Genomic DNA, 25279 nt, shown 5'->3' on the forward strand with positions numbered 1-25279 from the left:
AGCACTATTTTTAGCCTACTCTATTATGTTTCTCTTCCATCATCATGATTGCCTCTTCGTTCTTGGCAATTTTCTTAAGCTGAGCATTTAAACGCTGATTAATCTGGTTCAGCTCTTCATTGAAGATCTTAATGGATGTCCCCTTTAGAAAATCAAAAAAGTCTTTCATATGTTCCCTCTGAAAAGAATCCATATTTTCAACAAGTTCTTTGATATCCGTAATATCAATTTGATTGACCTCGACTCGATGCTCAATGCTATTAAGCTTCTCTATTCGATCCATTTTTTTCTCTAAAATCTTAACACTTTGGTCAATTTCAGATAGCTGGCTCTTTATGTCGTTCATACCATGCAAAATCTCCTTCAAGATTTCCTCCATGTGTATCGCTCCTTCCTTTCATTTTCTTTATCTTAACACCGTGTTTTCCGGGAGTCTGTGGATAATTGTTTACAATTGATTTTCAAAGTATGAATAATGTGTGAAAAGAATAAAAAAAGACAGCAGCTATTTAATCTGCCGTCCTTTATGGGTCCTCTTGTATTTTCCAATAAGATTACTTTTCCCCAAAGATTTCCGCTTGCAGTCTTCGGCCTGTTGGTGTTGCGGCAAGACCGCCTTCAGCCGTTTCTTTTAATGCAGTAGGCATTCTTTGGCCAATCGTATACATAGCATGAATGACTTCATCACATGGGATTCGGCTTGTTATTCCTGCCAATGCCATATCCGCCGCTGTCATCGCATTGGAGGCCCCCATAGCATTTCTTTTCACACATGGAACCTCTACGAGTCCTGCGACAGGATCACATACTAAACCAAGCATATTCTTCAGGGTAATAGCCATCGCTTCCGCTGCCTGGCTCGGCGTGCCGCCTGCCATCTCTACAATTGATGCCGCAGCCATTCCCGCGGCCGAACCAACCTCTGCCTGGCACCCCCCTGCAGCGCCTGAAATAAAGGCATTATTTGCTACCACAAAACCAAAGGCTGCAGATGTAAACAAGAATTCAATCATTTCCGTCCTTGTTGGCTTCAAGACTTCCTTGACAGCAAATAAAGTCCCAGGAACCACACCCGCAGATCCGGCAGTCGGCGTTGCACAAATCGTTCCCATAGCGGCGTTGACCTCATTTGTTGCAACCGCTTTACTAACAGCGTCCAATAAAATATTTCCAGACAGCGCTTTCCCGCTCTGAATATATTTTTGCAGAAGAACCGCATCGCCGCCAGTTAAACCAGAAACAGATGTTACACCTTTAAGCCCTCTTTCAACAGCTTGTTCCATGACAGTTAAATTGCGGTCCATTTTTGCAATAATCTCTTCTCTAGAAAGACCTGTCACTTCTATTTCCTGCTGAATCATAATTTCAGCAGTTTTTACTCCCTGGCTTTCCGCTAACTGGATAAGCTCAGCTACATTTCTAAACATCATAACAGTTACACCCCAATTCTTGCATTTTTCTAATCTACCATTCTAATCAATTGAGTGACATTGTGAACTTTTTCAATTTCCTCAATAACATCTTTTTTAATCTTCTGGTCTACCTCAATCACCATTAATGCCATTTTTCCTTTTTCTTTGCGGGAAACTTCCATATGGCCAATATTAATTTGGTGGTTAGCAAGAATCTTTGTTACACACGAAATCACACCGAACTGATCATTATGCACAACAAGAATCGCAGGATGTTCTCCAGACAGCTTAAGTTTAAATGAGTTAAGCTCAATAATCTCAATCGTTCCGCCGCCGATAGAAATCCCAACAACTTCAAGATCTCCTCGGTCATCATAGAGGTTAATTTTTACTGTATTCGGGTGTTCCGGCACCATTTCCTCAACGGAAAAGACAACCTCCATCCCAGCCTCTTCAGCAAGCTTTAATGACATCGGAATTCTTTCATCAAATGTATCAAAATCTAGAATGCCTCCGACAATGGCCACATCTGTTCCATGTCCTTTATACGTTTTTGCAAATGAACCATATAAAGAGATAACAGCCTTTTTCGGCATTCGGTTAAATAATGTTCTTGCTACCCGGCCAATCCTTGCTGCTCCCGCTGTATGTGAGCTTGAAGGGCCAATCATAACAGGACCGATAATATCAAAAGCGGATCTATATTTCATTTCTTGTACTCCTTTTTTAATATTTTATTAAGATATCTTTATTTCGGTTCGGCCATTTCATCAGAATAGAATTCATGTAATGTCCTAATTTTTTGCAAGTAATTGTAAATTGTAAATTTTGAAACTCCTAAAACAGAAGCAACATATTCAGTTGCTCCCTTGATTAAAAAGGTGCCTTTATCGTCAAGCTGTCTGACACATTCCACTTTTTCATCAAGCGTCATGAGTGATGGCGCTTTTTTAAAGCCGCTAAGAACTTGTTCAACCATTTCATGCGTAATATCCTGGATAGATGTATAGAAATTTTCGGATTTTTCCTGCTGCTCATCAAAATTGACTAATTCCTCAATTTCCCCGCCAAATTGCATTAATAGGCTGATATCGTAATTTATGCATAATGCTCCTATTACCTTATCAACTCGGTCACGAAGAAAAATCGTTGAGGACCTCATGATATTTCCCTTTTTGGATTGTGTTTTATAGTTCGGAATGTCATTTACTTGGTCTTTGTCTTTGGCTAGCTCCTTAAGTACTAAGTCAGTGACAGGTGAGCCGATCTCCCGTTCTGTCACATTTCCCGCGATATGAATAAGCGACTTCCTAAAGTTTGAGAAATCATGAACAGCTACCTCACAGCGTGAACCGAACATTTTAACAAGCATATTTGCCGTTCGAATAGCCAGATCAAATACGAGCTCTTTGTCCTCCTTCAACCTGCACACTTCCTTATCTTCTTTATTATGAGCTCATCATACCACAAAAACTTAGATAGTTAAAATAATATTTTAATAGCTACAAAAAAATTGTAATAGGACTTGTTGTGCTTTTTTAATAAGTGTTCTGGTTAAATCTAGCCGTTGATTTCCGCTCCAATCAACTAAGCAGTTATAATAAACATTAACTTATATCACGCATAATAAAAAAAATACCGCAGCGTATGCTGCAGCATTTTCAATTTACGTTATTTAATACGAGGTATAAACGATTATTTCGCTGGTCCTTCTCTTCTTCTGTGGCAAGATCATACTTTTTCAGCAAATGAAATACCTCATTCAGCAAATCCTGGCTATGCTCTTTCTGCAAAAACACCTCAAATAAATGTCCCATATCGCTTGGCAAAAAATCCTTTTGCGCTTCAAACTTCTGTTTTATATCGTCGTGGGAATGATCCAATTTACACTCGCTCAAACGACTTCCTCCTTCGTGGTCATCATTTATCACTACCCATTGTACATGGAGGAGACAAAATAATCCAATACGCAGTATTGCTGACAAAAAAGGAGCGAAGAAATTACTCTTCGCCCCACCTATTTATTCTTGTTCGCCAAACGTTTTTGTTTCCGGCTGAACAGGTACTTCTTTTTTCACATATCGATAATCGTTTCTGTTGATCGGCACGAATCCATCAGGCCTATAGAAGCGAAGCAGGTCCTTGTAGACAATGTTATCTGACATAAGGAGTTCCTCTTTCGCATTTTCTGCAGGCTGTTCGCATTTTGCCCCATCGATTAATTCACCAGTATCGGTTGCATAACATTTTTCATCAATTTGTGTAACCTCAGGTGATACGAAATCACCATTTCTGAATGGAACAATTTCACGATGGTCTTTAGACAATAAATCAGAACCAATTTCCAAGTAATCTTTTGTATCGATTCCCAACAGATGCAATAATGTTGGGCGAACGTCTACTTGACCGCCCCATTCGTGAACAACTCCGCCTTCTACACCTGGTACATGAATAAATACAGGCACTCTTTGAAGGTTGGCAGCATATTCGAAAGGTGTAATTTCCTTGCCGATAATTTCAGCCATCGCATCATTATGATTTTCGGAAATTCCGTAATGGTCACCATACATAACGACAACAGTATTATCATATAAACCTGATTTCTTAAGATCATTAAAGAACTGCTCTAAAGCCTGGTCCATATAGTGTGCTGATTGGAAATACTGATTGACAACCTTGTCATCTGTTTCGGCAGCTGGGAAGTCAGTATCCCACTCATCCATTTTGAACGGGAAGTGGTTAGACAGAGTAATAAACTTTGTATAGAAAGGCTGTGGCAGACTTTCCAGCATTGGCATAGATTCACTAAAGAACGGCTTGTCTTTTAATCCATAGTTCTTTGTATTCTCTTCAGTCATGTTGTAATACTCCGCGTCAAAGAATTTATCGTAGCCAATCGTACGATACATTTCATTACGATTCCAGAAAGTTTTATAGTTTCCATGGAATGCTGCTGAAGTATATCCGCGTGATTTTAAAATTGCTGGTGTTGCCTGAAGTGTATTTTGTGCCTTATTTACAAAGACTGAACCCTGGGACATAGGATATAAAGAGTTATCCATAATAAACTCTGCATCCGACGTTTTCCCCTGGCCAGTTTGATTAATAATGTGATCAAAATAGAAGGTCTTCCCATCATGTGCCAGAGAGTTCATGAAAGGTGTTACCTCTTGACCATTTAGCTGATAATCAATCATAAATGTCTGCAGTGATTCCAAAGAAATAAAAATAACATTCATGTCTTTTGCTTTGCCAAAGTATTCTGGATTTGGCTCAGCATAGTTCGCTTTGATATAGTTCTCTACTTCTGTGATATCGTTTGAATCTGCTAATGCTCTCTGACTAGCAGATTGAGCATTCTGAATGATGTCATAAACCGTAAAGTTATAAGCACCTAGATATTTCACAAGATAGTTTCGGTCAAACGAACGTGTTAATAGCTCCGGACGATCTGATTCGGCAAGTCCAAGATTAATAATAAACACAATGACCGCTAAAGCCGCTACATAAAATGCAGGTTTTCTGCTAGCTGTTTTCTTAGGGTTGTACCATTTTTTAATAATGAAAAACAATAAAATAAACGTATCTGTGAAGTAAAAAATGTCAAACGGTGACATTAAAGAAAGTGCGCTTTCGCCTAATTGACCGCCATTTGTTTTTGTTTGCATGATGACTGGTACAGTTATGAAGTCATTAAAGAATCGATAATAAACGATGTTAGCATATAATAAAAAAGACATCAGGAAGTTCATGAACAAGAGGACAGCAGACTGTATTTTCCCCTTAAACATCAGTGCTAAGCCTAAAAATAATAAAGCTGAGCTTAATGGATTTAAAAATAAGAGAAATTTTTGAATGTCATTGTCTATGCCCAAACCACTGAATTCAATTCGATATGCTGCATAAGTTTTTAGCCAAAATAGAACGACAATAAGAAAAAAATATTTTAAATTCCCCTTTGTCATTTCTTTTGACAGTTTTAACAGTTTTTTCAAAATTCACACCTCGCATAAATAAAATCAGAAAAACTTAGCAGCCGCTAAGTTTATTAAATATGATTTATTTATCTAGATAATTAATTGCCGAAATCAAATTTTATTGAACGATGTTTAATATATCACATCTAAAAAAAAAATCAAATAAAAACGTGCAATATAAATTTAGTATTATTTCTACAAAATCCCCTAAATATACCCAAAAAGCGTAAAAACCTATATCAAAATGGCTATAATGGTTCTTTTGTCCTGTTTTAGATTAATTAATCTGCTCGCTATAAGTGATTGAAACTTTTGTCCCCTCTTAAACGTCATATATCTTAGAAGACCAAAAGGAGTGCTTAGCATATGAAAAAGCTAATCCCCTTATTCTTTTTTTGTTTTTCCCTTAGTGCCTGCGCTGTGGCAGATCAGCCTGCAGTAGAAAAAGAGCCCGAAAAGCATGAAGTTAGCACCCAGGAGAAACCTTCAATAAAAGAATACTTTCCTCTTGAGAATAAAGTTTATTCCTTTGCTGGTCAAGGAAATGAGTTTGCTTCTTACAAAGAAATTTTTTGCGAAACAGAAGATGGCTATCTTCCAGCAGTCGTTGAAAACGGCGGAACTCGAATCTTAAAAGTCTACCAGCTGACTTCTGATGGTATTTATACTGTATATGAACAGCCTGAATATTATGAACAAAAGATTCCTCCCATTGAACAAGTAAAAGATCATTTTTTTAGTCCAAAACCCCAATTAGCTGCCCCATTATCGAACGGAAGCGGATTTAACAGCTGGAAAATCATTGAGACAGATGCCAAATTAAAGCTGCCGTTCGGAGAATTGGATCATGTGATTATCCTTGAACAAAAGGAGTCAGGGGATCACTCTACCGTTACATCCTATTGGGCTCCCGGTTATGGAAAAGTAAAGCAGGAGTTTATTTATACAGAAGAAAACGGGGAAGAATTTATAGTTACATCTGAATTAGAGAATATTAATAAATATTAGCATATAGGGTGAGTACTTATGCTTCTCTCCCTCTAACAGGACTTTGTTCCTGTTGCCCTATCCCAATAAGAGGTATAATGAGATGGGAAAAATTAATTACCGAGGGAGGAATTTCATCCTATGCCTTTTCCAAATACCGATGAAACAATGCAATTAATAAAAGATTTGGTATCCATCCCAAGTCCATCAGGAAGTACCTCTGAGGTTATTGCCTTTGTCGAAAAATATTTACAGGATCTGCATGTAGAAACAAAAAGAAATCGCAAAGGCGGATTAATCGCTACATTAAAAGGGGCTGACGATAAAAACCACCGCATGCTCACTGCCCATGTTGATACATTGGGGGCAATGGTAAAGGAAATTAAACCGAGCGGCAGACTTAAACTTGACCTAATAGGCGGATTTAAATATAACTCTGTTGAAGGTGAATATTGCCAAATAAAAACAGCAGATGGCAGAATTTATACTGGTACCATTTTAATGCACCAGACTTCTGTTCACGTATATAGGGATGCAGACAAGGAAAAGAGAAATCAGGATAATATGGAAATTCGCCTGGATGAAAAGGTGTATAACGCTGACGATGTACGTGCTTTAGGAATTGAAGTTGGCGATTTTATTTCATTTGACCCCCGGGTCGAAATTACGCCTTCAGGCTTTATTAAATCCCGTCACCTTGATGACAAAGCTAGTGTAGGGATCCTGCTGCAGTTAATCAAACAGCTGAAGCTCGAGAATATTGAATTGCCATATACAACCCATTTTCTTATCTCGAATAATGAAGAAATCGGCTATGGAGGGAACTCAAATATTCCCCCTGAAACCATTGAATATTTAGCGGTGGATATGGGAGCTATGGGTGATGGACAGTCAACGGATGAGTACACGGTCTCTATATGTGTCAAAGATGCCAGTGGTCCCTATCACTATGAACTAAGGCAAAGACTTGTAAAGCTTGCCAATGACCATGGAATTGAATATAAACTTGATATTTATCCGTACTATGGCTCAGATGCTTCAGCTGCCATCCGAGCTGGGCATGATATTGTTCATGGATTAGTAGGTCCCGGAATAGATTCCTCACATGCCTTTGAAAGAACACACAAATCATCCATTGAAAATACAGCACAGCTGCTTTACCATTATGTAAACTCTGAGATGGTTCAATAAAAAAAATCCTCCTGCCGGAGGATTTTTTATTAATTAGACTGTCTTAAAGCTTTAACATTGAATAATATTTAAATGAATGGTGCGCATGTCTACGGCTTAATTTAATACAGCCATTTAATTAAAAGAAGGTTTTAGCCCCCATGTAGCGAGATTTCCAATAAGAGCTGCCCATATCGCTGATGGTCACTCCTGTTGATGTACCTGCATGAATAAATTGATTGTTTCCTAAATAGATTCCGGCATGGGACGGACTGGAACCTGTATTAAAAAAGACAATATCCCCTTCTTTTAGCGATGAAACAGTCTTTGCTTCACTCCAAATGGCTGCTACTGTCCTTGGAATAGATAAACCAACATGGTTAAAGACATAGTTTAGATATCCGCTGCAGTCAAATCCTGCCGGGGTGCTTCCGCCCCAGACATATGGAACTCCGATGTATTTCTTTGCTTCTGCTATTAAAGCATCCACTGTTGCGGCAGGAGATGAAATTTGCCCAGATGTACTCCCAGCAGGAATTAATAGGGTTTGTCCAACATTTATGATGTCTGAATTTAATTGATTAATAGATTTTAGCTGTGCAATCGTAACATTAAATTTATTGGCAATAATCCAAAGAGTATCACCAGATTGAACCTTATATGTATTGACGGACTCTTGCTGACTTGGCGGTGCAGGTAATGTCGATCCGCTTTTTACAAGCAGCTGTTGCCCTGGGTAGATGACATCTGATGATAAGCCATTCATACTCTTAAGCTCATAAACACCCATTTTTAACTTATTGGCAATGATCCATAGAGTATCCCCGTATTGCACTGTATAGCTTTTGCTAGTTTCCTCATGGGAATGCGGGGCAAGCAGGGTTAACGTTTGGCCAGGGTAAATGACAGTACTTGAGAGGCGATTCCAATCAGTAATTTGCTGAATTGATAGATTATTAGCTTGAGCAATCTTCCAAAGTGTGTCGCCTGAACGAACCTGGTAGTTATTCTCGTGAGCACTTGCCTGGCCATTGAATGAGGTAAACATGATAGTTGCAGTTGCTGCCATTGTAAGTAGCTGTTTTCTCATGGTGAACTCCCCTTATTTTTTCATTTATATCCTTATTTTAGTAAGAATTCTAGCAGTTTCCCAGCTGTAAAAAGTGGGAGGTAAGGGGGATTCTGCCATATATGCATAATTGTAACTTCCCTTCTGAAGCTATAACGCAGAATTACCTTGCCACCTGGAAGAATAAACTTAAAAAAAAGAAGCCAATCCTAGATTAGCTCCTTTGTGGTAATTTTTTCCGTTTATACTCATAGCCAAATTCTTTTGTTTTCTGTTCGTTTTGTCAGTTGCAGTTGGTCTAACCTTTCCAAAAACAGAATCAAATATTTTCGGGAAAGCCCGAGAATTTCTTTTGCATCTCCAACCTCAAAGTCTTGACCCGTGCCTTTTTTCAATTTTTCCACTGCCTGCTTGAAATGATCCCCGTGCCAGTAATATTGATCATCAAGAGGAACAATCTCTTTTTGATCCTCTAAAAATCGTTTTAAATCCGGTATAAGCTGGGCCGGTATTCCTGCATCCTTGAAATATTCCTCTATATATTTCACTTTATATTCATCCTTCTTCAAGTCAGCAAGTAAGCCTTCTGCCCGTCTTTGCCAATTATTAGGGATATGCGGAGTGAAATCAATATTGTAAATAAATTGACCCTTTCTCCTAATTAGCGCGGATTCAACTCCTTGCTCTATTACATATTCTAGAAGCTGTTTTTGATAGTCTTTTTGCATCAGCTGCAGAAGTTCGGCTTTATTCATCCCTTGCTTCATCGGATGGGTCTCATGAAAATCGCTGAGCCGCTCAGCGATCTCTTCCTGGATTTTATTTTGGATTGATCGGAGAGTGTACTCCTTCTTATTATAATAAAGAAATTCTTCATTAAGTAATAGCTCCTGGATTTCAAGGCGATCAAGTGAAGTTCTTTTGATGAGTTCCTCTATTGACAAACTCTTTTCCTCAAGAAGAGCTGAGATAATCCGCTCCTTTGGGGTGCCCTCTTTTTTCTTTTCAAGTTCCTTAATAGTCTTTAAGCCAAACCGGTATCTTTCCCCGCGGGGATCAATGACCCAGCCGCCCCCTATGGTTTCCTGAGGGCTTGGACGTCTGATAATAAAACGATCGCCCCGTTTTGCGACAACGTCTTCATCCAGTCTGATCTGACACAGTATTTCATCTGATTCATTCTTAATTTCATTACGGTCAAAAAAGACAATCCGCCCCATAACCTCTGAGGTTCCAATATGTAATTTAATTGGCATTCGCTGTTTCACGATATAATCAAGATCCTCTGTAATACTTAAAGCTACGTCAACCGTTTTTGTTACAGCAAACTGCTGGGAAGAAACAAGTACGTCCCCTCGCTTAATTTCATCTCTATCAACCCCTGATAGATTGATGGCCGCCCTTTGCCCGGCAAACGCCTTCAAAGCTTTCTGATTATGGACTTGAAGCTGGCGAACACGAACTTCAAGGCCTTTTGGCATGACCATTAAAGTTTGTCCTTCTTCAACTGTTCCTTCATATACTGTTCCTCTGACAACAGTTCCTTGACCTTTTATTGTAAAAACCTGATCAATCGGAAGACGAAAAGCTCCCTTAGAATCTCTCATCTGCTGTTCTTTCAGTGTTTCGATAATGAGTGATTTTAGTTCGTCAACACCCTTATGTGACAAACTATCAGTTAGGATCACTGGAGAATGCTCAAATACCGTCCCTTTTAATTCTTCAAGAATATCTTCACGGACAAGGTCAATGAATTCTTCTTCAACTCTGTCAATCTTAGTGATAGCAACAATTCCGCTCTTAATCCCTAATAACCTTAAAATTTGCAGGTGCTCCCTGGTTTGCGGCATGACTCCTTCATCTGCAGCAACCACAAGAACAACTAAATCAATTCCCGCAACACCTGCAATCATCTGCCGAATAAATCTTTCATGCCCTGGTACGTCAATGACAGAGATCTGCATGCTGCTATCTTCATAAAGCGGGGCAAATCCCAATTCAATGGAGATTTGCCTTTCCTTTTCTTCTTTTAGACGATCTGTATCTACATTTGTCAAAGCTTTTGTCAGCGTTGTTTTCCCATGATCGATATGTCCTGCCATCCCGATAGTAAAATACCTTGTATTCACGTTATCCTCCTGCTTTACATTCTCGTCAATATGTTTATCTCTGGGACCTATTAAACTTAAATTTGGCCGTTGATTACCACTTCAGGCGCTACGCTTTTCCGGGGGCATGAAGTGGTAAGCTACGATAGAAATTGAAATTCTGTTTTGCTTCCTCTTTGTGTTGCAGTCACCTCAAGGCGAGCATCAATTCTTTCCTTTAACTCTGGAACATGCGATATAATGCCGACTAAACGGCCGCTGCTTTGGATATCGATTAATGCCTCAATCGCTTGATCCAGCGATTCCGGGTCAAGAGTCCCAAAGCCCTCATCGATAAACATTGTCTCCAATGATACTCCGCCGGCATACTGCTGGACTACATCTGCCAATCCCAGTGCCAAAGCCAGAGCAGCTTTGAAGCTCTCGCCTCCGGACAGTGTCTTTACATGCCGTTCCTGTGCTGTATATTGGTCAAATACAAGGAGCTCGAGACCACTTTGAACATTCCCTTTCGACCGGTCCTTTTTCCTTTTCAATTCAAAGCGCCCGCTCGTCATTTTTCTAAGCCGAACGTTGGCTGTACGTAAGATATCATCTAAAAAGGCAGCTAGGACAAAGCGTTCAAAAGTAATCCGATTCGTGTTTTGTCCTTTGGAAATATCCGCTAGATGTCCGACTATTTTGTAGCGTTCTTCCAAAGCCTTGATTTCATGATTTATTTTTTCCACCCTGTCGAGCGTATCTTCATTATCCCTTTTTTGGATATATAAATTAGTATATTGCTCCTGTAAGAGACGGATTTGGTTCTCGGCCATCTGAAAATCATTATTCAGTTTATCCATATCTGGTTGTTCAATATCTCTAAGCAAGCGATTTAATTCCTCTAACTGATCACGGACAGATCGAAGCTCTTCTCGGTAACTTCTTAATGACTCTTCCAGCGCTTTTATCTCTTGCTCTGACCGCTTTGCTTCATTATATTGCCCATAGACTTCAAACCCCTGCTGGTGCATCTTTTGAATAAAGGCTTCTCTCTCAAATTTCAGCTTTTCAGCAAATTTTACCGCGTGTTCTTGAATCGTTTCAAATTTGGCGGACTCAGTAATCAGCTTATCCTTTGATTCAAGATAGCGCTGCTGTGCTTCCTCCAGTCTTTTCATGAGCTCCTCTTGTCTTTGTGCAGCATCCTTACATTTTCTTTCGTACAAATGGACACTTCGAAGATCTTCTGGAACCTTCTCCATCATCCGATTTAAGTTTGTCATTTTTCCGGTATATAGAATGGTTAAATCATTCAATTGTTCAATTAATTTTTGCTGCTGATTCAATTCATTTTCTTTCTGTTTTTCCGTTTGATCTAATTCCTTCACACATAAAGCGAACCTTTCTTGTTTAGCAGAGGCTTCCTTTTGCAACTGAATCAAGCTGTTGCGCTCCATCACCTTTTTTTCTTGCCATTCAGGAAGTGCTTCTAAGTTAAATTCAGCATATTGCTTTCTAAGATCTAGCAGCTGCTCCTTTATTGCCTCGCTTAGTGAATGAACGGAAGATTGCGCTTCATAAAAGGAGGATTCTGCGGCAGCTTTTTCTTTTTCCAATGCTGCTGCCTGCTGTTTAGCAGCCTTCAAATCCTTTTCGGTTGGGATTCCCTTATCAGTTGTTGCCGGCTCTGGATGATGATTCGATCCGCAAACTGGACAAGGTTCCCCCTCATGCAGCTGTTTTGCTAGAATACTTGCTTGTCCATGAAGCCATTTTTGTTCCATTTCTGTAACTAAACTTTTTGCATCTGCAAGACTAGCAGATATTTGTGTTAACAGCCCCTGGCGCTGCTTAAATATCTTTAATGCTTGTTGATATCGGAAATTTTGCTCAGCGAGTCTTTTTAAGCGGACAATTTCATCTTCTGCTTTTTCAAGTTTATGACTGTTTTCAAAATAAGTGAGCTTAGCCTGTTCAGCTTCTTCCTTTTCCTTTTTTAAAGATGATATGATTTCTGCTTTTTCCTGTATAGAAATCTGGAGCTGTTCGTTAACGCTCTTCTTTTTTTGAATTTCAGCCTTTAGCTTGCCCGCTTCCTCCTGAACATCTGACAGCAAATAGACATCTTCCTTCATATTCTGAAGAGCGCTGATACTGTCTGCTATCCTTTTCCGATCTTCTTCATTGTCCTTCTCTGCTTCCCATTTGGCTTCATTTTCTTTAAGCAGGGTGCTCAATGCTGTCATATTTAGCTTTATTTTCTCCAGGCTTTGATTGGTCTGGTCCACCTCTTTTTTTAAATGGTGGCAAAGCTCTTCCTGCTGCGCAAGGAGGGCCGCTTTATGAGCAAATTCAATTTGTTTTTCAACAGTATTAAATTGTTCTCCCATCATTTCCAGTTCTGATTTTCTGGCTGCCAGGTCATCCTTTGCTTTCAATTGTTTGACGATCGTCTCAGCCTCATATACCTTCTGCTGTATCCGATCACGATTCTCTTTCTCCCGCTTTAGCTGATCTGCCAGCTTTCCCAGCTCGGCATTCATGAAGTCTATTTCCTGTGATAGCAGCGGCAGGATTACTGTGTCATTTTCATTTCCAGCCTCTAAATATTCCTTTAGCTCCTCCTGAAAAAGCGCATGGATTTGCTTAAGGGCATGGCTGCGCTGCGCTGTCTGGCTTTCGACTGTTTTTTTTAGCTCTCCTGCATTCTCTTTAAGCTCTTCTTCAATCCTTTTATAAATTTGTGTATGAAAGAGCCGCTGCAGGATAAGTTCCTTATCTTTGCTTTCAGAAGTTAATAGTTTGCGGAATTCGCCCTGAGGAATCATCAATATTTGGCGAAACTGGTTGCTGTCAATAATCATAATCTCTTTGATTTTTTCATCAACCTCACGAACATTGGAAGCAAGCAGCTGTCTAGTGCCATCACTATCAATTTCGTATAGTTCAGCCTTTGCTCCTATGATCCGGACACCGTCGCCTCTTTCCTTTTGTTTTTCCTGCTGAGGAGATCTTATTATATAGTAGGTTTTATTTCTTAGAGCAAATTCAAGTGCAACCTCAGTTGCCGTCTCGCTTTTGGCGAATTGGCTTCTAAGGTCAGGACCGTTCCGATCTTCACCGCTTGCTTTTCCATAAATAGCGTAGCTGATTCCATCAAAAATGGTTGTCTTCCCCGAACCTGTTTTTCCTGAAATGACAAACATCGTCCGGTTTCCTAAACTAGTAAAATCTATTACTTCTGTTTCTGCATATGGCCCAAATGCCTGCATTGTCAGCTTTAACGGTCTCATTTCTTCGCCTCCTCCCGTAAAACCTTGCTGATAATATCGGTCATTACAGAATTTTTCTCTTCAGTAAATTCTGCGGTCGTCATCTCTTCATAAAATTCTTTAAAGAGTTCAATCTCTGTCTTCTTTTTATCTTTAACGGATGAAAATGACTGTTTTTTCTTAGCATCAATGATATCTAGCTTACGTTCAAAATGAAGAACATTAGGGTAGACCTGACGAAGCTTATTCATTGGGTCAAGAATTGCCCCTTCATCTTGAATAACTATTTTTAGGTAGTCTTCAACCCTTTGTCTTTCATAAAAACTTGGATCTAGGAGTTCATCAAGAAATCCTTCGATCTCTCGCATATCCTTTTTTGGACTGAGGGAACGTTTGCGGAGATCAAAAGTGCCGTTTTCATTCATCTCTATAATGGATATTGATTTATCCTGCTTAGCTTCGGAAAAAGAGTATTTTAGAATAGATCCAGAGTAGCGTACCTTCTCATGGTTAATAGCATCCGGACTATGAAGATGGCCAAGTGCCGTATAAGAAAAAGGTGCAAACAGATCAGCTGATACACAGCCCGAGCCTCCAACGGAAAGGGACCGTTCAGAATCACACGATTGTCCGCCAAGGACAAAGGCATGTCCAACAAAGACATTTGGCTCATTAGGATTCAGAGTTTCCTCGATTTTCCCAATTATCGACTTCATGGCATCCTGGTGAGAATGAATCGTATCATCATCCAAAAGATGTCGCACCATTCCTGGTTCTGCATAAGGAACCATATAAAAATTAACACCTTGAATTTGTACAGGTTCAAAAATATTTTCGAGCTTTCCAGATAAATAGAATTTGCTTTGTTTATACCATGTGCTTCCGAACGATAACCGTTCTGCACTATCATGATTGCCTGAAATCGCAACTACTGGTGTTTTTAGTTCCACATTAATTTTAAACAACACTTCATTGAGCAATTCAACTGCTTCTGTCGGCGGAACAGACCGGTCATATAAATCACCTGCTATGATCACAGCATCCGGTTGTTCTTCCTCCACTAGATCAATAAACTGGGATAAAAAATAGCGCTGGTCCTCTGTCATATAGATTCCGTGCACGAGCTTCCCTAAGTGCCAATCAGCCGTGTGAATAAATTTCATAACTTACCCCTCGTTTTCTCATAATCTTGCATTCATTATATCAAATATCCCGCGAAATCCTAAGAACATTCGTTCTGTATTTGTACAAAAAAATAGACACCTGCATAATAAGGCGTCCCAAACTAATATAAATGCGGCGGCGGCCGGTCCTGATGACCCCCACGACCTTCCTAAAGGAAATTAATGCTTGACTAGCTGCCTTTCATTTACCATTGACCACTAAAAACGGCCAATAAATATAAAAACAGCCCAGCTAAAGATAGCCGGGCTGTTGAATAGTTAGAATTAAAGTTTATTTACGTTAGCAGCTTGTGGTCCACGAGCTCCTTCAACAACGTCGAAAGAAACTTCTTGACCTTCTTCTAATGATTTGAAACCTTCAGATTGGATTGCAGAGTAATGTACGAATACATCGTTTCCATCTTCGCCTTCGATGAATCCGAAACCTTTTTCAGCGTTAAACCATTTAACTTTACCGTTTTTCATGTAAAAATGTCCTCCTATTGGCCCAAAGACCATGTGTAAATTCACCATTCACAACGATTATAGCTTTTACCCATTATTACTCATCCAATGAAAGTTTCTTTGGAGAAATCTTACCTGTAAAAAAATAATACGATTGTAAAACGGCTATTTTTATTTTAGCACCCGCCGATTTAAAAGTCAATAAAGGTTAGTGCCTGCCTTTTTTAAAAAATTTCAATTTATCCCTTTAAAAATAGGGTTTTGAACAAGCCGATTTGGACATCCCCGCATAGTATATTACGGGCAAAAATAGGAGGTGAAGCAGATGCCTGAAACTTGGGATTTGATGCAGTTTTTGAATCAAAACTATTTAACGCTTGTTCCAGTCCTATGGATCCTTGGGTTTGCGCTTAAAAGAACTCCTTTTATTCCAGACTGGTCAATCATTTGGGTCTTGCTGGCCGTTTCAATAGTTGCTGGCGGCCTTGTGTATGGTTTTTCATCTGAAGCAATCATCAATGGAATAATAGCCGCGGGTGTCGCTGTATTTGGACATCAAATGAAAAAACAGACTTTGGAAGGTAACAATGCAAGACTTCTTAAGAAAAAGAAATAAAGGCGAGTTTTTAGCTGCAGCTGCTGTACTGCAGCTTTTTTTCATAAAAAAGACCGTTCACCATAAGGATGAACGGTAAAATTGTAGACCACAAAGACCTAAGGGAGGAGATCTTCCATACTATATTATTAAGAAATACAGTTTTTGATTGGACAACCCCTTCCGCCAATTAATTATTTTTCAAAAAAACCTTTTTAGCCAAACTGGTTTCTTAAAATAAACTTTTGCACCTTGCCAGAAGGTGTTCGCGGCAGAGCATCTATAAAAATTACCTTTTTCGGCTTTTTGTAGCTTGCTAAATGCTGCTTGCAATATTCAATAATATCATCTTCAGTCAATCCAGCTTTTTCCTTCCTTACAACAATGGCGCAAACAGCTTCAATATACTTTGGATCTGGTATGCCAATGATAGCAACATCCTTGACACCCTCAAGACGATACAGCACATCTTCGATTTCAGCAGCGTATATATTCTCTCCGCCGCTTCGAATCATATCTTTTTTTCGCCCAGCAATAGTTAAAAACCCTTCCCCATCAAACTTTCCCAAATCACCAGTAAAGCAAAATCCATCGGCAAATGTCTTTGCCGTTTCAGAAGGTTTTTGCCAATACCCCTTTGAAACAGCGGGACTTTTAATAGCAATTTCACCTATTTGGCCAGTTGGCATTGAGTTGCCATTATCATCTACGACTCTTATTTCGGTTAAAGGCATCGGTGTTCCAACCGTATGTCCCTTTGTGTAAACATCCTCTGGATTTAATGATGCACAAATGGGAGTCCCTTCTGTAAGCCCATACACCTGGACCACTTTTAAGGAAGGAAAGAGATCCTTAAGTTTTTCAAGAGCCCAAGGCATAATTGGATCCCCGCCTGTAAATATCGTATTAAGATGAGCTAGCTTATATCGGTTGAGAGCTGGTGAGTTAAGCATATCGTAAATCATAAATGGAAATAAGAAACAGTCGGTCACTTTTTCCTCTTCCATTACTTTCAATATTCTTTCGATCTCAAATCCGGTGCTTTTTGTAATTAGTACGGTTCCACCCATCAGCATTATTGGCAGGGCCACATCCTCCCATGCAGCAACATGATAAAGTGGTCCAGTTGTCATGCCAATTTCCTGACCAGTAAATTTCCATCTTAGAACTTGCATGACAGAAAACCAATAAGTGGTCTGATGTCTCCAAACGGCACCCTTCGGCCGTCCGGTTGTTCCAGATGTGTACATAAGCATGACCGGATCATCCATTTCAATATGCACTTGTGCCTCATCTGTTGATCCCTCTTGTAAAATGGTCCATGGATGCGACCAATCTGGGATATCTTCCTCCTGATTCTGCAGACAAATATAGTTTTCTACAGGGACTTGATCAATGATGCCTTCCAGCACCTCTGTTAAACTTGAATGAAAGCATAACACCTTCGTACCAGAATCATTTAAGGCATACTGAAATTCATCACTGGACAGACGAAAATTCAGCCTTACTGCAATAGCGCCGATTTTGGCCGCAGCAAAATATAACCCAATGTATTCCAGACAATTAAACAGAAGAATCCCAACGCGGTCTCCCTTTTGGACTCCCAGTTCCCGCAGCTTATTTGCATATGAATTGGATATTAGATGGAGTTCCTTATACGACCAAGATCTTCCAGATTCTTCTTTAATGGCTGTCTTTGCAGTGTTTGTACAGTCAGCATCATTTGCCATTCTCCTGATTATATGGCCAATATCCAAGACATGCGCCTCCTTCTTTATAAATTCATCGGCTTTGGCCAGACGATCATGTTTCATGATGATTTCCCTTTTCACAGAATCAGCCCGATTCCGCCAACAAGATGCACCAATCATCGAGGATCAAAATGTCCGAAGTTCCTTAATAATTTCCTTCGCCCGATCCAGACGGATATTCCCTTCCGCAATCATCCTGCTGACTATCTGCTCAAGATTGCCGCTGGAGGCACCTGCCATGATGGCAATATTCTTTGCATGCAGCTTCATATGTCCTGCTTGTATTCCTTCCGTTGCCAAAGCCCTTAATGCGGCAAAATTTTGTGCAAGTCCCACTGAAGCCATAATTTCCGCAAGATTTTCCGAGGTCTCAGCCCCCAAAATTTTTAAATTAGTTTTCGCCTTGGGATGAAGGGAAACTGTTCCCCCCACTGTCCCAACAGCTAATGGCAGCTCAATCGTTCCGATTAAATCTCCGTCACGGTTTTTCTCCCATGTTGTTAATGGGGAGTATTGGCCCGATTTTGCTGCAAAAGCGTGTGCCCCCGCTTCCACGGCTCTTGTGTCATTGCCTGTTGCCAAAACAACCGCACTAATTCCATTCATAATGCCTTTATTATGGGTGGCAGCCCGATATGGATCCATTTTGGCAAACTGGTAGGCTCTTACCACCCCATCAACAGTGTCCTCGCCAATATCTTGTTTTTTAATAATGCACCGGGATCGGGCAAGCCTTTGGTCAGCTAAATTTGAGATAATCCGTAAACACACTTGGCCATTTGTGATTTTTTCTAATAACGGGGCGATACTTTCAGCCATCGTATTGACCGTGTTGGCCCCCATTGCATCTTTTGTATCAACAAGCAGGTGAACAATAATCATCGGGTCATCGCTGTTTTCAAGAATACGCACCTGCAAATCACACGGACCGCCGCCAAGACTTTCTAAGGTGGGGTCCTGATTGCGGGCAAGTGTGAGGATCTCATCTTTTTGTTCCAATATTTTCAGTCTTGCTCCATGGGTGTCATCACAGTTTAATAGCTGAATTTGCGCAATCATAATCGATCCAGAGGTTGTGGCGAAAAATCCGCCGGAAGGTCTTGCGAGCTTTGCCGCATAGCTGGCTGCCGCTACCACGGATGATTCTTCTACAGCCATCGGAACAATAAGTTCCCTGCTGTTTACGATAAAATTAAGCGCTATACCCAATGGAACTTCCATGACACCAATGCTGTTTTCAATAAAATAATCGGATAGTTCTTCTCCCAATGAACCAAACTTTTTATACCTTTCAATTTCTTCATCCGATAAAGACGCAGAAATTTGCAATGTACTATGCCTTTCTTTCATTGATTTCTTATAAAACGGTTTTTGAGGTCCCTTCATCAAATATCCTCCTATTTGATGCTTGTATTAATGACTTCCCACAATAATGGATGCCCTTGTTACCTCGCGGGCAGCTGATTTATCCAGAGCTTCCTGGATATTCTCAAACTCGAATTCAGCATCCATCATGGCTGCAAAAGGATATTTTTCAATATTTGCAGAGAGGAAATTCAATGCCTTGTGCAGATACCACGGATTGTACCGGACCACAGGATAAATCGTTATTGATTTCCTTGTAAGAAGTCCCGGATCAAATGGTGCTGTTTTTCCAATTGAAACATTCCCGATAGAAACATATCGTCCACCTGGGCGGATATGATGGATTCCTTCACTGAAGGCTTCAGGGATCCCGCTGACCTCAAGGGCTGCATCCACTCCTTTGCCGCCTGTCAATCTTTGGATCACTTCATTCCGTTCCTGAACTGTACTGTACTTCTGTAAATTTATCGTATGATCCGCCCCAAACTTTTTCGCAAGCTCCAAGCGTGATTCAACCGCATCAATCACAATGACTTTTGCTCCCTTTTCTTTGGCAACAGCCGCAGCATTTAAACCTAATCCGCCCGCACCTTGAATCAAAATGGTCTCACCATTTGTCAGCCCGCTCCGATCCAAGCCAAAGTAAACCTGGGAAAGGGCACAGTTAGCACTTGCGGCGGCGACATCCGGCACATTATCCGGCACCTTATAAAAATATTGGGTCGGATGGATATAGTAATGGGAAGCGAACGTTCCGTGGAAATGCGGCGCCTCTTCAGGCTGCTTATTCCAGAATTCATAAGCATTTTCACATAAATGGAAATGGCCGCCTAAGCATGCAGAACATTTTCTGCAGGTGAGATAATAGGCTGCAGTTACCCGATCGCCAACCTTCACCGGCTGTCCGGCATAATCGGCTGTCACTCCCTCTCCTAAAATAGCAACCTCACCAACCATTTCATGACCTAAAACCCCTTTTTGCTTTGTCGGGTGGTGGCCCCTCCAAATATGCAGCTCTGAACCGCAAACATTGGTCCTCCTTATCTTTAAAACCACAGCACCAGCTACAGGCGGCGCCACATCGTATTCCTGGAACTCCATCTTCAACGGTTCAGTCATAACCGCAACCTTACCAATCATTTTCCTTCCTCCTCACAAAATACAAAACTTGAAAATTATTAAGAAAGCATCGGGGGTCAGGCCCCGGTTGAGTAAAGCGTTAAAGCAGCGGGGGTCAGGCCCCCAACACTTTAAAGCGCTAAATTTTCGACATATTTGGCAGCCATAGGACGATTTCTGGGAAGATGGTGATTATCGCTGTTACGATAACCATAATAATGACGAATGGGACGATCCCTCTGTATATATCAGACATTTTTATTTCAGGAGGTACAATTCCTTTTAGATAGAATAGGGCGAATCCAAATGGCGGTGTTAAGAAGGATGTCTGCAATAGAACGGCCAGTACAGTCATCAGCCATAAAACATCGAAATCATAAAGCTGAATTAACGGCAAAAAGATAGGAAGAATGATCATAATGATGCCGATCCAGTCAATAAACATTCCAAGTACAAAAGCAATAACCATCATGGCAATAAAGACGCCCCATTTGCTTAGTCCCATACTTTGCACTAAATTCTGAATCAATGTATCACCATTTAAAGCTAAGAACATCGAAGTGAAAGCTGCGGCACCAACGATTATAATCAAAGCCATCGTGGTAATTTTCGCAGTATCATAGACTGCGTCAGCCAGCATCTTCCAGCTGAATCTTCTATAAAAAATCGTCATCAATAAAGCTAGGAATGCACCAACACCCGCAGATTCTGTTGGTGTAGCGATCCCTGTAAAGATAGTTCCCAATACAGAAAATATGAGAATCATTGGCGGAACAAGGTTAATTAAGCTGCCGATGATCACCTTTCTAAAAGGCATATCCTTCATTTCTTCTTTAGAAACAGCTGGACCCCAATCCGGATTCTTCCAGCAGACGATCAATACATAAATGCAATAGGCGGCGGCAAGCAGCAGTCCAGGTACAATTGCGGCTAAAAACAGCTTGCCAACGGAAACTTGTGCCTGTGCCCCTAAAACAATCAGCATGATGCTAGGGGGAATTAAAATTCCTAATGTGCCTCCAGCTGCAACAACACCAGTTGTTAGCTGCTTGTTATAGCCGTATTTCATTAAAACTGGAATCCCCAAAACTCCCATTGTGACAATAGAAGCACCGACAATACCAGTTGTAGCTGCAAATACTGTTGAAACTAAAATGACGGTAAGTGCAACCCCGCCGCGAACCGGGCCTAATAAATACCTCATATATTCAAATAGCCCATCAGCAACCCTAGAAGCTGATAAAAGATTAGCCATTAGCGTAAACAGCGGAATCGCAACTAATGTATAATTGGACATTGTCCCAAAAATACTGTTAGCAAAAATATCAAATACTTGCGGACCCCAACCTACGAGACCTGCAATAACACCGATTCCCCCAAGCACAAAGGCTAAGGGGTGACCAGTGGCCAAACCAATGACTAGTCCAATGAACATAAATGATATGATAAGTATCTCAATCATGGCCCTGCTCCCTTTCACCTAAAATAGCAATGCGCTTGAGAATTTCGGATATCCCTTGCAATAAAAGAAAGAAAAATGCAACAGGGATGATTGCCTTAAATGGATAGACCGGTGGTGCAAATGCTGTCCAGCTGACTTCCTTCTGCAGCCAGGAGATATAAGCAAATTTCGAGCTTCCCACAAATACCCCAACCACAAAAGGCATAAAGAAAAGAAGGTAGGTGATCAAATCGATGACAGCCTGTTTTTTCTTGGAGACCTTCTCATATAACAAGTCGACTGAAACCATCACTTTATGAAGAAGTCCGTAAGCTGCAACCATCATGAAATGAAAGGCAAAAACCATTGTGGTGATCTCAAAAGTCCAGATCGTCGGAGAATTAAATATCCTGCGGCTGACAACTTCGAAAACAACCAGCAGCATCATGACAATAATTGACCAGCTTGCAATTTTTCCCACCCATTCATTTGTCTGGTCAATTACTTTTGCAATTCGTTTTAGTGCATTCACCCAAACCCCCCCTAGGTTGTCAGTCAGAAGTCTAATGAAAAAATTCACTAGACTTCTGAAATTGTCATGTCTTGTCTTTTTATTTAGGGACCTTCATGTTATTTCCAAATCCCCATTCCCCTTGAAGATCCCTATATGGGGCATACATCTCAAGGTATTTCAATTGGCTGTCTAGCACCTTTTTGAAATCAGGGTTTTCACTTGCGAGCTTTTCTACAATGGCATTCGTCATATCTGTCAGCTTTTGCATATCTGCTTCAGATAGTCTTGTTGTTGTAATTCCATATTCATTTACCATTTTTTGTGCCGCTTGTGCATCCTTATAGGCATATTCAGCAGAGTTAACAGTCATCGTCACTTTACTAGCTTTTTCTATGATTTTTTGCAGGTCTTCAGGAAGGGTATCCCATGCATCCTTGTTGATCATTACGCCATATGCTGAGCTGGTTTGGTGCCAGCCTGGTGTAAGCCAGAACTTTGTCACCTCATGCATTTTAAAAATTTCATCACTCCATGGTGAACTATATTCTAAAGCATCGATTACCCCGCGCTGTGCTGCCTCATAAATCTCTTGAGTCGCTAGGGTAACTGGAGTTGCGCCAAGCTGTTTGGCAAGCTCGCTTTGTATTAAACCGGCCATTCTCACCTTCATGCCCTTTAAATCAGCTAGCGTTTCGATTGGTTTATTGGATCTAATTCCTGATTCCATTCCGGAAATCGTATGAGGGAAATACACGGTATTGAACTTTCCATAGATTTCGTTATAGGCTTCAAGACCGCCGCCCTGGTTAATCCATAGGAAATAGTCCCAGTTGGTTAGCCCCATTGCTTGTGATCCCAATAATTCGAAGGCCGTATTTTTACCAGACCAGTAGTTTGGCCAATCAGCACCCATTTCAACTGTGCCGCCGCTGACTAAATCCAGCACCTGATTAGCAGGAGCCAATTCCCCTACACTATGCAATTTAATGTTCAATCGCCCATTACTTAATTCATTGACCGTGTTTACAAACCTTTCATCATGCATATACTGCGTACTTCCCTCTGCCCAAACACTCGCCAATCTCCAGTTAAATGTTTGATCGCTTGATCCGCCGCCTGAAGAAGTATTTGTATCATTTTGGCCAGATGAAGATGATGATGAACCTGATTGATTGTTCAAACATCCGGAAAGAATGAATACAAAAATCACACTAACAATGACAAAAAGCATCTTTTTGGATCTCAAAATTAACCCTCCCCATTATCTTTAATTAATATAAAGGTCTCTGAAGCGACATAAAAAAAGGATTTCACCCCCCCTTTTTTTCAAGTTCGAACAAAAAGCGTCGATATATATATAACTATTGTTCGCATTAAAGAATCAGGATGCGGCCATAAGTAAAAAAAAAGACTAGAATGATATGAGTAAATTGAAATGAGGTTCAGAGGTAGAAGAGTAGATGAAAAAAAGTGGCAAATAGTAGATCAGTTTAACTTCGTCTGCTAAAAAATATATGCATGTCTTATAGGTTTATGCCCTTTCCCCGAAAAAAAAGCCAAGGAGGTGCAAGGGTCCCCCAGATTTTAATGGGGGGCCAATGCCTCCAAGGCTTTGTTTTAAGTGCACGAATATTTGCTAGATTATGCCTGGCGCTGGTTCATCCAGTTGATAAAGTTATCTGCTACTAAGTCAAGGAACTTAATCGTTGGGTTGTGTGTCAGATTACCGGCATCATCCATTTTCTCATGGACTTGTCCTATATATACTTCATTTCCAGGAAGCAGTGGCGAATTAATTCCTGAGCTGAAAAGAATATCACGAAGATGCTGCTGAGCACGAACGGTTCCTAAAGTTCCCATAGTCGCTCCCATGATCCATGAAGGTTTGCCAATCATCACCTTATCCACACGTGATAGCCAATCCATAGCGTTCTTAAGGACACCTGGAATGGAATAGTTATATTCAGGAGTTACCCAGAGTACTGCATCGGCATCAGCCACTTTTTTCTTGAAATCTAGAACATTTGCTGGCGGATCCAATTCAACATCCTGATCATAGAATGGCAAATCTTTAATTGATAAAATTTCAAGCTCAAAATGTTCTTTATATCTTTCCTTCACATATTGTGCAAGCTTATGATTATATGAATCTTTTCTGATACTTCCTACAATAGCTGCAATTTTCATATAATTTACCTCCTAAGTATTGATGATTGTTAAAAAAATATGTAAGGCTAACATTAAGTAATTCTATCTAGTTAGTATGGATATGTCAAAAACAATGCCTTAGTAGTAGAAACTTAGAGAATCTAGTAAGCTAAATTTCCGCTTATTATTCATGTAAAAACGGCGATTCTAAAGAATCGCCGTTCACATAACTTTTTATGCTTTTACTTTAGGCACGGGCATTTTAATCCACTCGTTGTAGAACGTATCAATATCTGGTTCAAAATCAAGGATGATTGGATACCACGGCGGTACCGCTTCCACCTCAAGCTGAGAAGCACAGCCTGGGCAATAATATTCGCGAATGACCTGCCACTGGGGATCTGGGGACATTAACTTCGGATATATTTCATTCATTTTCTCTTCAGTATCCCTTACAAAAATCCTTGCGTGGAGCTTCCAATTTTCTTTGTAATCACAGAATTCATGACCGCAGTCGCATTTTACAATCCGATCACCGTTGGCTTTCTGAACAATATATAAATGCAATCCATATGGAAGAAGGATGGGATCATCCCAGCTTACGCGATCTTGCAAAACCTCGCGGTAGATTTCAAACCGTTCAGCATCTTTATGGCTTGACATCATTTCCTTCAACTGATAAAACTCTAATGTTCCGTCAATCAACTCGCCAATTCTTTTCTTATCGTATTTCGCCACTTT

22 protein-coding genes are annotated in these 25279 nt (G+C 40.4%); 3 read left to right on the plus strand and 19 right to left on the minus strand.

Features of this window, described 5'->3' with window-relative positions; translation table 11 throughout:
- Window positions 1-10 precede the first annotated feature (10 nt).
- The 6 genes from AC1Q59_RS01925 to ltaS form a co-directional block, all read right to left on the minus strand.
- A complete protein-coding gene (locus AC1Q59_RS01925; RefSeq protein WP_492364082.1) occupies window positions 11-379 on the minus strand; it encodes a hypothetical protein in 369 nt (122 codons plus the stop codon).
- A gap of 175 nt (window positions 380-554) precedes the next feature.
- Complete coding sequence (sdaAA, locus tag AC1Q59_RS01930) at window positions 555-1427, minus strand: L-serine ammonia-lyase, iron-sulfur-dependent, subunit alpha (protein ID WP_492364320.1); 873 nt, start codon at window positions 1425-1427, stop codon at window positions 555-557.
- 32 nt (window positions 1428-1459) lie between these two features.
- On the minus strand, window positions 1460-2122 hold the full coding sequence (sdaAB, locus tag AC1Q59_RS01935; RefSeq protein WP_492364083.1) for an L-serine ammonia-lyase, iron-sulfur-dependent subunit beta: 663 nt from the start codon (window positions 2120-2122) through the stop codon (window positions 1460-1462).
- Window positions 2123-2160: 38 nt separating this feature from the next.
- Window positions 2161-2844 carry a helix-turn-helix transcriptional regulator gene (locus tag AC1Q59_RS01940; RefSeq protein WP_492364084.1) on the minus strand — a complete coding sequence of 228 codons (684 nt, stop codon included), beginning with the start codon at window positions 2842-2844 and terminating at the stop codon, window positions 2161-2163.
- A gap of 229 nt (window positions 2845-3073) precedes the next feature.
- On the minus strand, window positions 3074-3310 hold the full coding sequence (locus AC1Q59_RS01945; RefSeq protein WP_492364085.1) for a hypothetical protein: 237 nt from the start codon (window positions 3308-3310) through the stop codon (window positions 3074-3076).
- Window positions 3311-3433: 123 nt separating this feature from the next.
- Window positions 3434-5377, minus strand: a complete 1944-nt coding sequence (ltaS, locus tag AC1Q59_RS01950) for a lipoteichoic acid synthase (protein WP_492364321.1) — start codon at window positions 5375-5377, stop codon at window positions 3434-3436.
- Between the two features lie 378 nt (window positions 5378-5755).
- On the opposite strand from ltaS, the gene AC1Q59_RS01955 reads away from it, so the two are divergent.
- Window positions 5756-6397 (plus strand): hypothetical protein, encoded by a 642-nt coding sequence (locus AC1Q59_RS01955; RefSeq protein ID WP_492364086.1) that lies wholly within the window; start codon window positions 5756-5758, stop codon window positions 6395-6397.
- A 120-nt stretch (window positions 6398-6517) separates the two neighbouring features.
- Window positions 6518-7567 (plus strand): M42 family metallopeptidase, encoded by a 1050-nt coding sequence (locus AC1Q59_RS01960; RefSeq protein ID WP_492364087.1) that lies wholly within the window; start codon window positions 6518-6520, stop codon window positions 7565-7567.
- Between the two features lie 118 nt (window positions 7568-7685).
- Here AC1Q59_RS01960 and AC1Q59_RS01965 read toward each other — a convergent pair whose 3' ends face one another.
- From AC1Q59_RS01965 to AC1Q59_RS01985, 5 genes are all read right to left on the minus strand, one after another.
- Entirely contained in the window at window positions 7686-8636 is a 951-nt protein-coding gene (locus AC1Q59_RS01965) for a C40 family peptidase (protein WP_492364088.1), read from the minus strand.
- 227 nt (window positions 8637-8863) lie between these two features.
- Entirely contained in the window at window positions 8864-10744 is a 1881-nt protein-coding gene (selB, locus tag AC1Q59_RS01970) for a selenocysteine-specific translation elongation factor (protein ID WP_492364089.1), read from the minus strand.
- A gap of 119 nt (window positions 10745-10863) precedes the next feature.
- Window positions 10864-13998, minus strand: a complete 3135-nt coding sequence (locus AC1Q59_RS01975) for an AAA family ATPase (RefSeq protein ID WP_492364090.1) — start codon at window positions 13996-13998, stop codon at window positions 10864-10866.
- Window positions 13995-15140, minus strand: a complete 1146-nt coding sequence (locus tag AC1Q59_RS01980) for an exonuclease SbcCD subunit D (RefSeq protein ID WP_492364091.1) — start codon at window positions 15138-15140, stop codon at window positions 13995-13997. Before AC1Q59_RS01980 ends, AC1Q59_RS01975 begins: the two co-directional genes overlap by 4 nt.
- A gap of 285 nt (window positions 15141-15425) precedes the next feature.
- Window positions 15426-15626, minus strand: a complete 201-nt coding sequence (locus AC1Q59_RS01985; protein WP_492364092.1) for a cold-shock protein — start codon at window positions 15624-15626, stop codon at window positions 15426-15428.
- 304 nt (window positions 15627-15930) lie between these two features.
- Between AC1Q59_RS01985 and AC1Q59_RS01990 the strand changes: the two genes are divergently transcribed.
- Window positions 15931-16221, plus strand: coding sequence for a phage holin family protein (locus AC1Q59_RS01990; protein ID WP_492364093.1), 291 nt, complete (start codon window positions 15931-15933; stop codon window positions 16219-16221).
- Between the two features lie 194 nt (window positions 16222-16415).
- On the opposite strand, the gene AC1Q59_RS01995 is transcribed toward AC1Q59_RS01990, so the two are convergent.
- From AC1Q59_RS01995 to AC1Q59_RS02030, 8 genes are all read right to left on the minus strand, one after another.
- The gene (locus AC1Q59_RS01995) at window positions 16416-18014 is read right to left on the minus strand and encodes a class I adenylate-forming enzyme family protein (protein WP_492364094.1); all 1599 of its coding nucleotides are present in this window, start codon (window positions 18012-18014) and stop codon (window positions 16416-16418) included.
- A gap of 63 nt (window positions 18015-18077) precedes the next feature.
- Window positions 18078-19337, minus strand: coding sequence for a hydroxymethylglutaryl-CoA reductase, degradative (locus tag AC1Q59_RS02000; RefSeq protein WP_492364095.1), 1260 nt, complete (start codon window positions 19335-19337; stop codon window positions 18078-18080).
- 27 nt (window positions 19338-19364) lie between these two features.
- Complete coding sequence (locus AC1Q59_RS02005; protein ID WP_492364096.1) at window positions 19365-20456, minus strand: zinc-binding dehydrogenase; 1092 nt, start codon at window positions 20454-20456, stop codon at window positions 19365-19367.
- Window positions 20457-20574: 118 nt separating this feature from the next.
- A complete protein-coding gene (locus AC1Q59_RS02010) occupies window positions 20575-21897 on the minus strand; it encodes a TRAP transporter large permease (RefSeq protein WP_492364097.1) in 1323 nt (440 codons plus the stop codon).
- Window positions 21890-22408, minus strand: coding sequence for a TRAP transporter small permease subunit (locus AC1Q59_RS02015; protein ID WP_492364098.1), 519 nt, complete (start codon window positions 22406-22408; stop codon window positions 21890-21892). Before AC1Q59_RS02015 ends, AC1Q59_RS02010 begins: the two co-directional genes overlap by 8 nt.
- Window positions 22409-22487: 79 nt before the next feature.
- Window positions 22488-23636: a TRAP transporter substrate-binding protein gene (locus AC1Q59_RS02020; protein WP_492364099.1), complete on the minus strand. Its 1149-nt coding sequence runs from the start codon at window positions 23634-23636 to the stop codon at window positions 22488-22490.
- Window positions 23637-24031: 395 nt separating this feature from the next.
- A complete protein-coding gene (locus AC1Q59_RS02025; RefSeq protein ID WP_492364100.1) occupies window positions 24032-24577 on the minus strand; it encodes an NADPH-dependent FMN reductase in 546 nt (181 codons plus the stop codon).
- Window positions 24578-24772: 195 nt separating this feature from the next.
- Window positions 24773-25276 carry an acetone carboxylase subunit gamma gene (locus AC1Q59_RS02030; protein ID WP_492364101.1) on the minus strand — a complete coding sequence of 168 codons (504 nt, stop codon included), beginning with the start codon at window positions 25274-25276 and terminating at the stop codon, window positions 24773-24775.
- Window positions 25277-25279: the final 3 nt, after the last annotated feature.

The sequence above is a fragment of the Cytobacillus sp. MT66 genome (genome assembly GCF_058792595.1).

What these genes read in the sequence shown, in the direction of transcription:
- AC1Q59_RS01925 (WP_492364082.1), bottom strand. Translation starts at nt 379, where the DNA reads ATGGAGGAAATCTTGAAGGAGATTTTGCATGGTATGAACGACATAAAG.
- sdaAA (WP_492364320.1), bottom strand. Translation starts at nt 1,427, where the DNA reads ATGTTTAGAAATGTAGCTGAGCTTATCCAGTTAGCGGAAAGCCAGGGA.
- sdaAB (WP_492364083.1), bottom strand. Translation starts at nt 2,122, where the DNA reads ATGAAATATAGATCCGCTTTTGATATTATCGGTCCTGTTATGATTGGC.
- ltaS (WP_492364321.1), bottom strand. Translation starts at nt 5,377, where the DNA reads ATGACAAAGGGGAATTTAAAATATTTTTTTCTTATTGTCGTTCTATTT.
- AC1Q59_RS01955 (WP_492364086.1), top strand. Translation starts at nt 5,756, where the DNA reads ATGAAAAAGCTAATCCCCTTATTCTTTTTTTGTTTTTCCCTTAGTGCC.
- AC1Q59_RS01960 (WP_492364087.1), top strand. Translation starts at nt 6,518, where the DNA reads ATGCCTTTTCCAAATACCGATGAAACAATGCAATTAATAAAAGATTTG.
- AC1Q59_RS01965 (WP_492364088.1), bottom strand. Translation starts at nt 8,636, where the DNA reads ATGAGAAAACAGCTACTTACAATGGCAGCAACTGCAACTATCATGTTT.
- AC1Q59_RS01975 (WP_492364090.1), bottom strand. Translation starts at nt 13,998, where the DNA reads ATGAGACCGTTAAAGCTGACAATGCAGGCATTTGGGCCATATGCAGAA.
- AC1Q59_RS01980 (WP_492364091.1), bottom strand. Translation starts at nt 15,140, where the DNA reads ATGAAATTTATTCACACGGCTGATTGGCACTTAGGGAAGCTCGTGCAC.
- AC1Q59_RS01985 (WP_492364092.1), bottom strand. Translation starts at nt 15,626, where the DNA reads ATGAAAAACGGTAAAGTTAAATGGTTTAACGCTGAAAAAGGTTTCGGA.
- AC1Q59_RS01990 (WP_492364093.1), top strand. Translation starts at nt 15,931, where the DNA reads ATGCCTGAAACTTGGGATTTGATGCAGTTTTTGAATCAAAACTATTTA.
- AC1Q59_RS01995 (WP_492364094.1), bottom strand. Translation starts at nt 18,014, where the DNA reads ATGAAACATGATCGTCTGGCCAAAGCCGATGAATTTATAAAGAAGGAG.
- AC1Q59_RS02000 (WP_492364095.1), bottom strand. Translation starts at nt 19,337, where the DNA reads ATGAAGGGACCTCAAAAACCGTTTTATAAGAAATCAATGAAAGAAAGG.
- AC1Q59_RS02005 (WP_492364096.1), bottom strand. Translation starts at nt 20,456, where the DNA reads ATGATTGGTAAGGTTGCGGTTATGACTGAACCGTTGAAGATGGAGTTC.
- AC1Q59_RS02010 (WP_492364097.1), bottom strand. Translation starts at nt 21,897, where the DNA reads ATGATTGAGATACTTATCATATCATTTATGTTCATTGGACTAGTCATT.
- AC1Q59_RS02025 (WP_492364100.1), bottom strand. Translation starts at nt 24,577, where the DNA reads ATGAAAATTGCAGCTATTGTAGGAAGTATCAGAAAAGATTCATATAAT.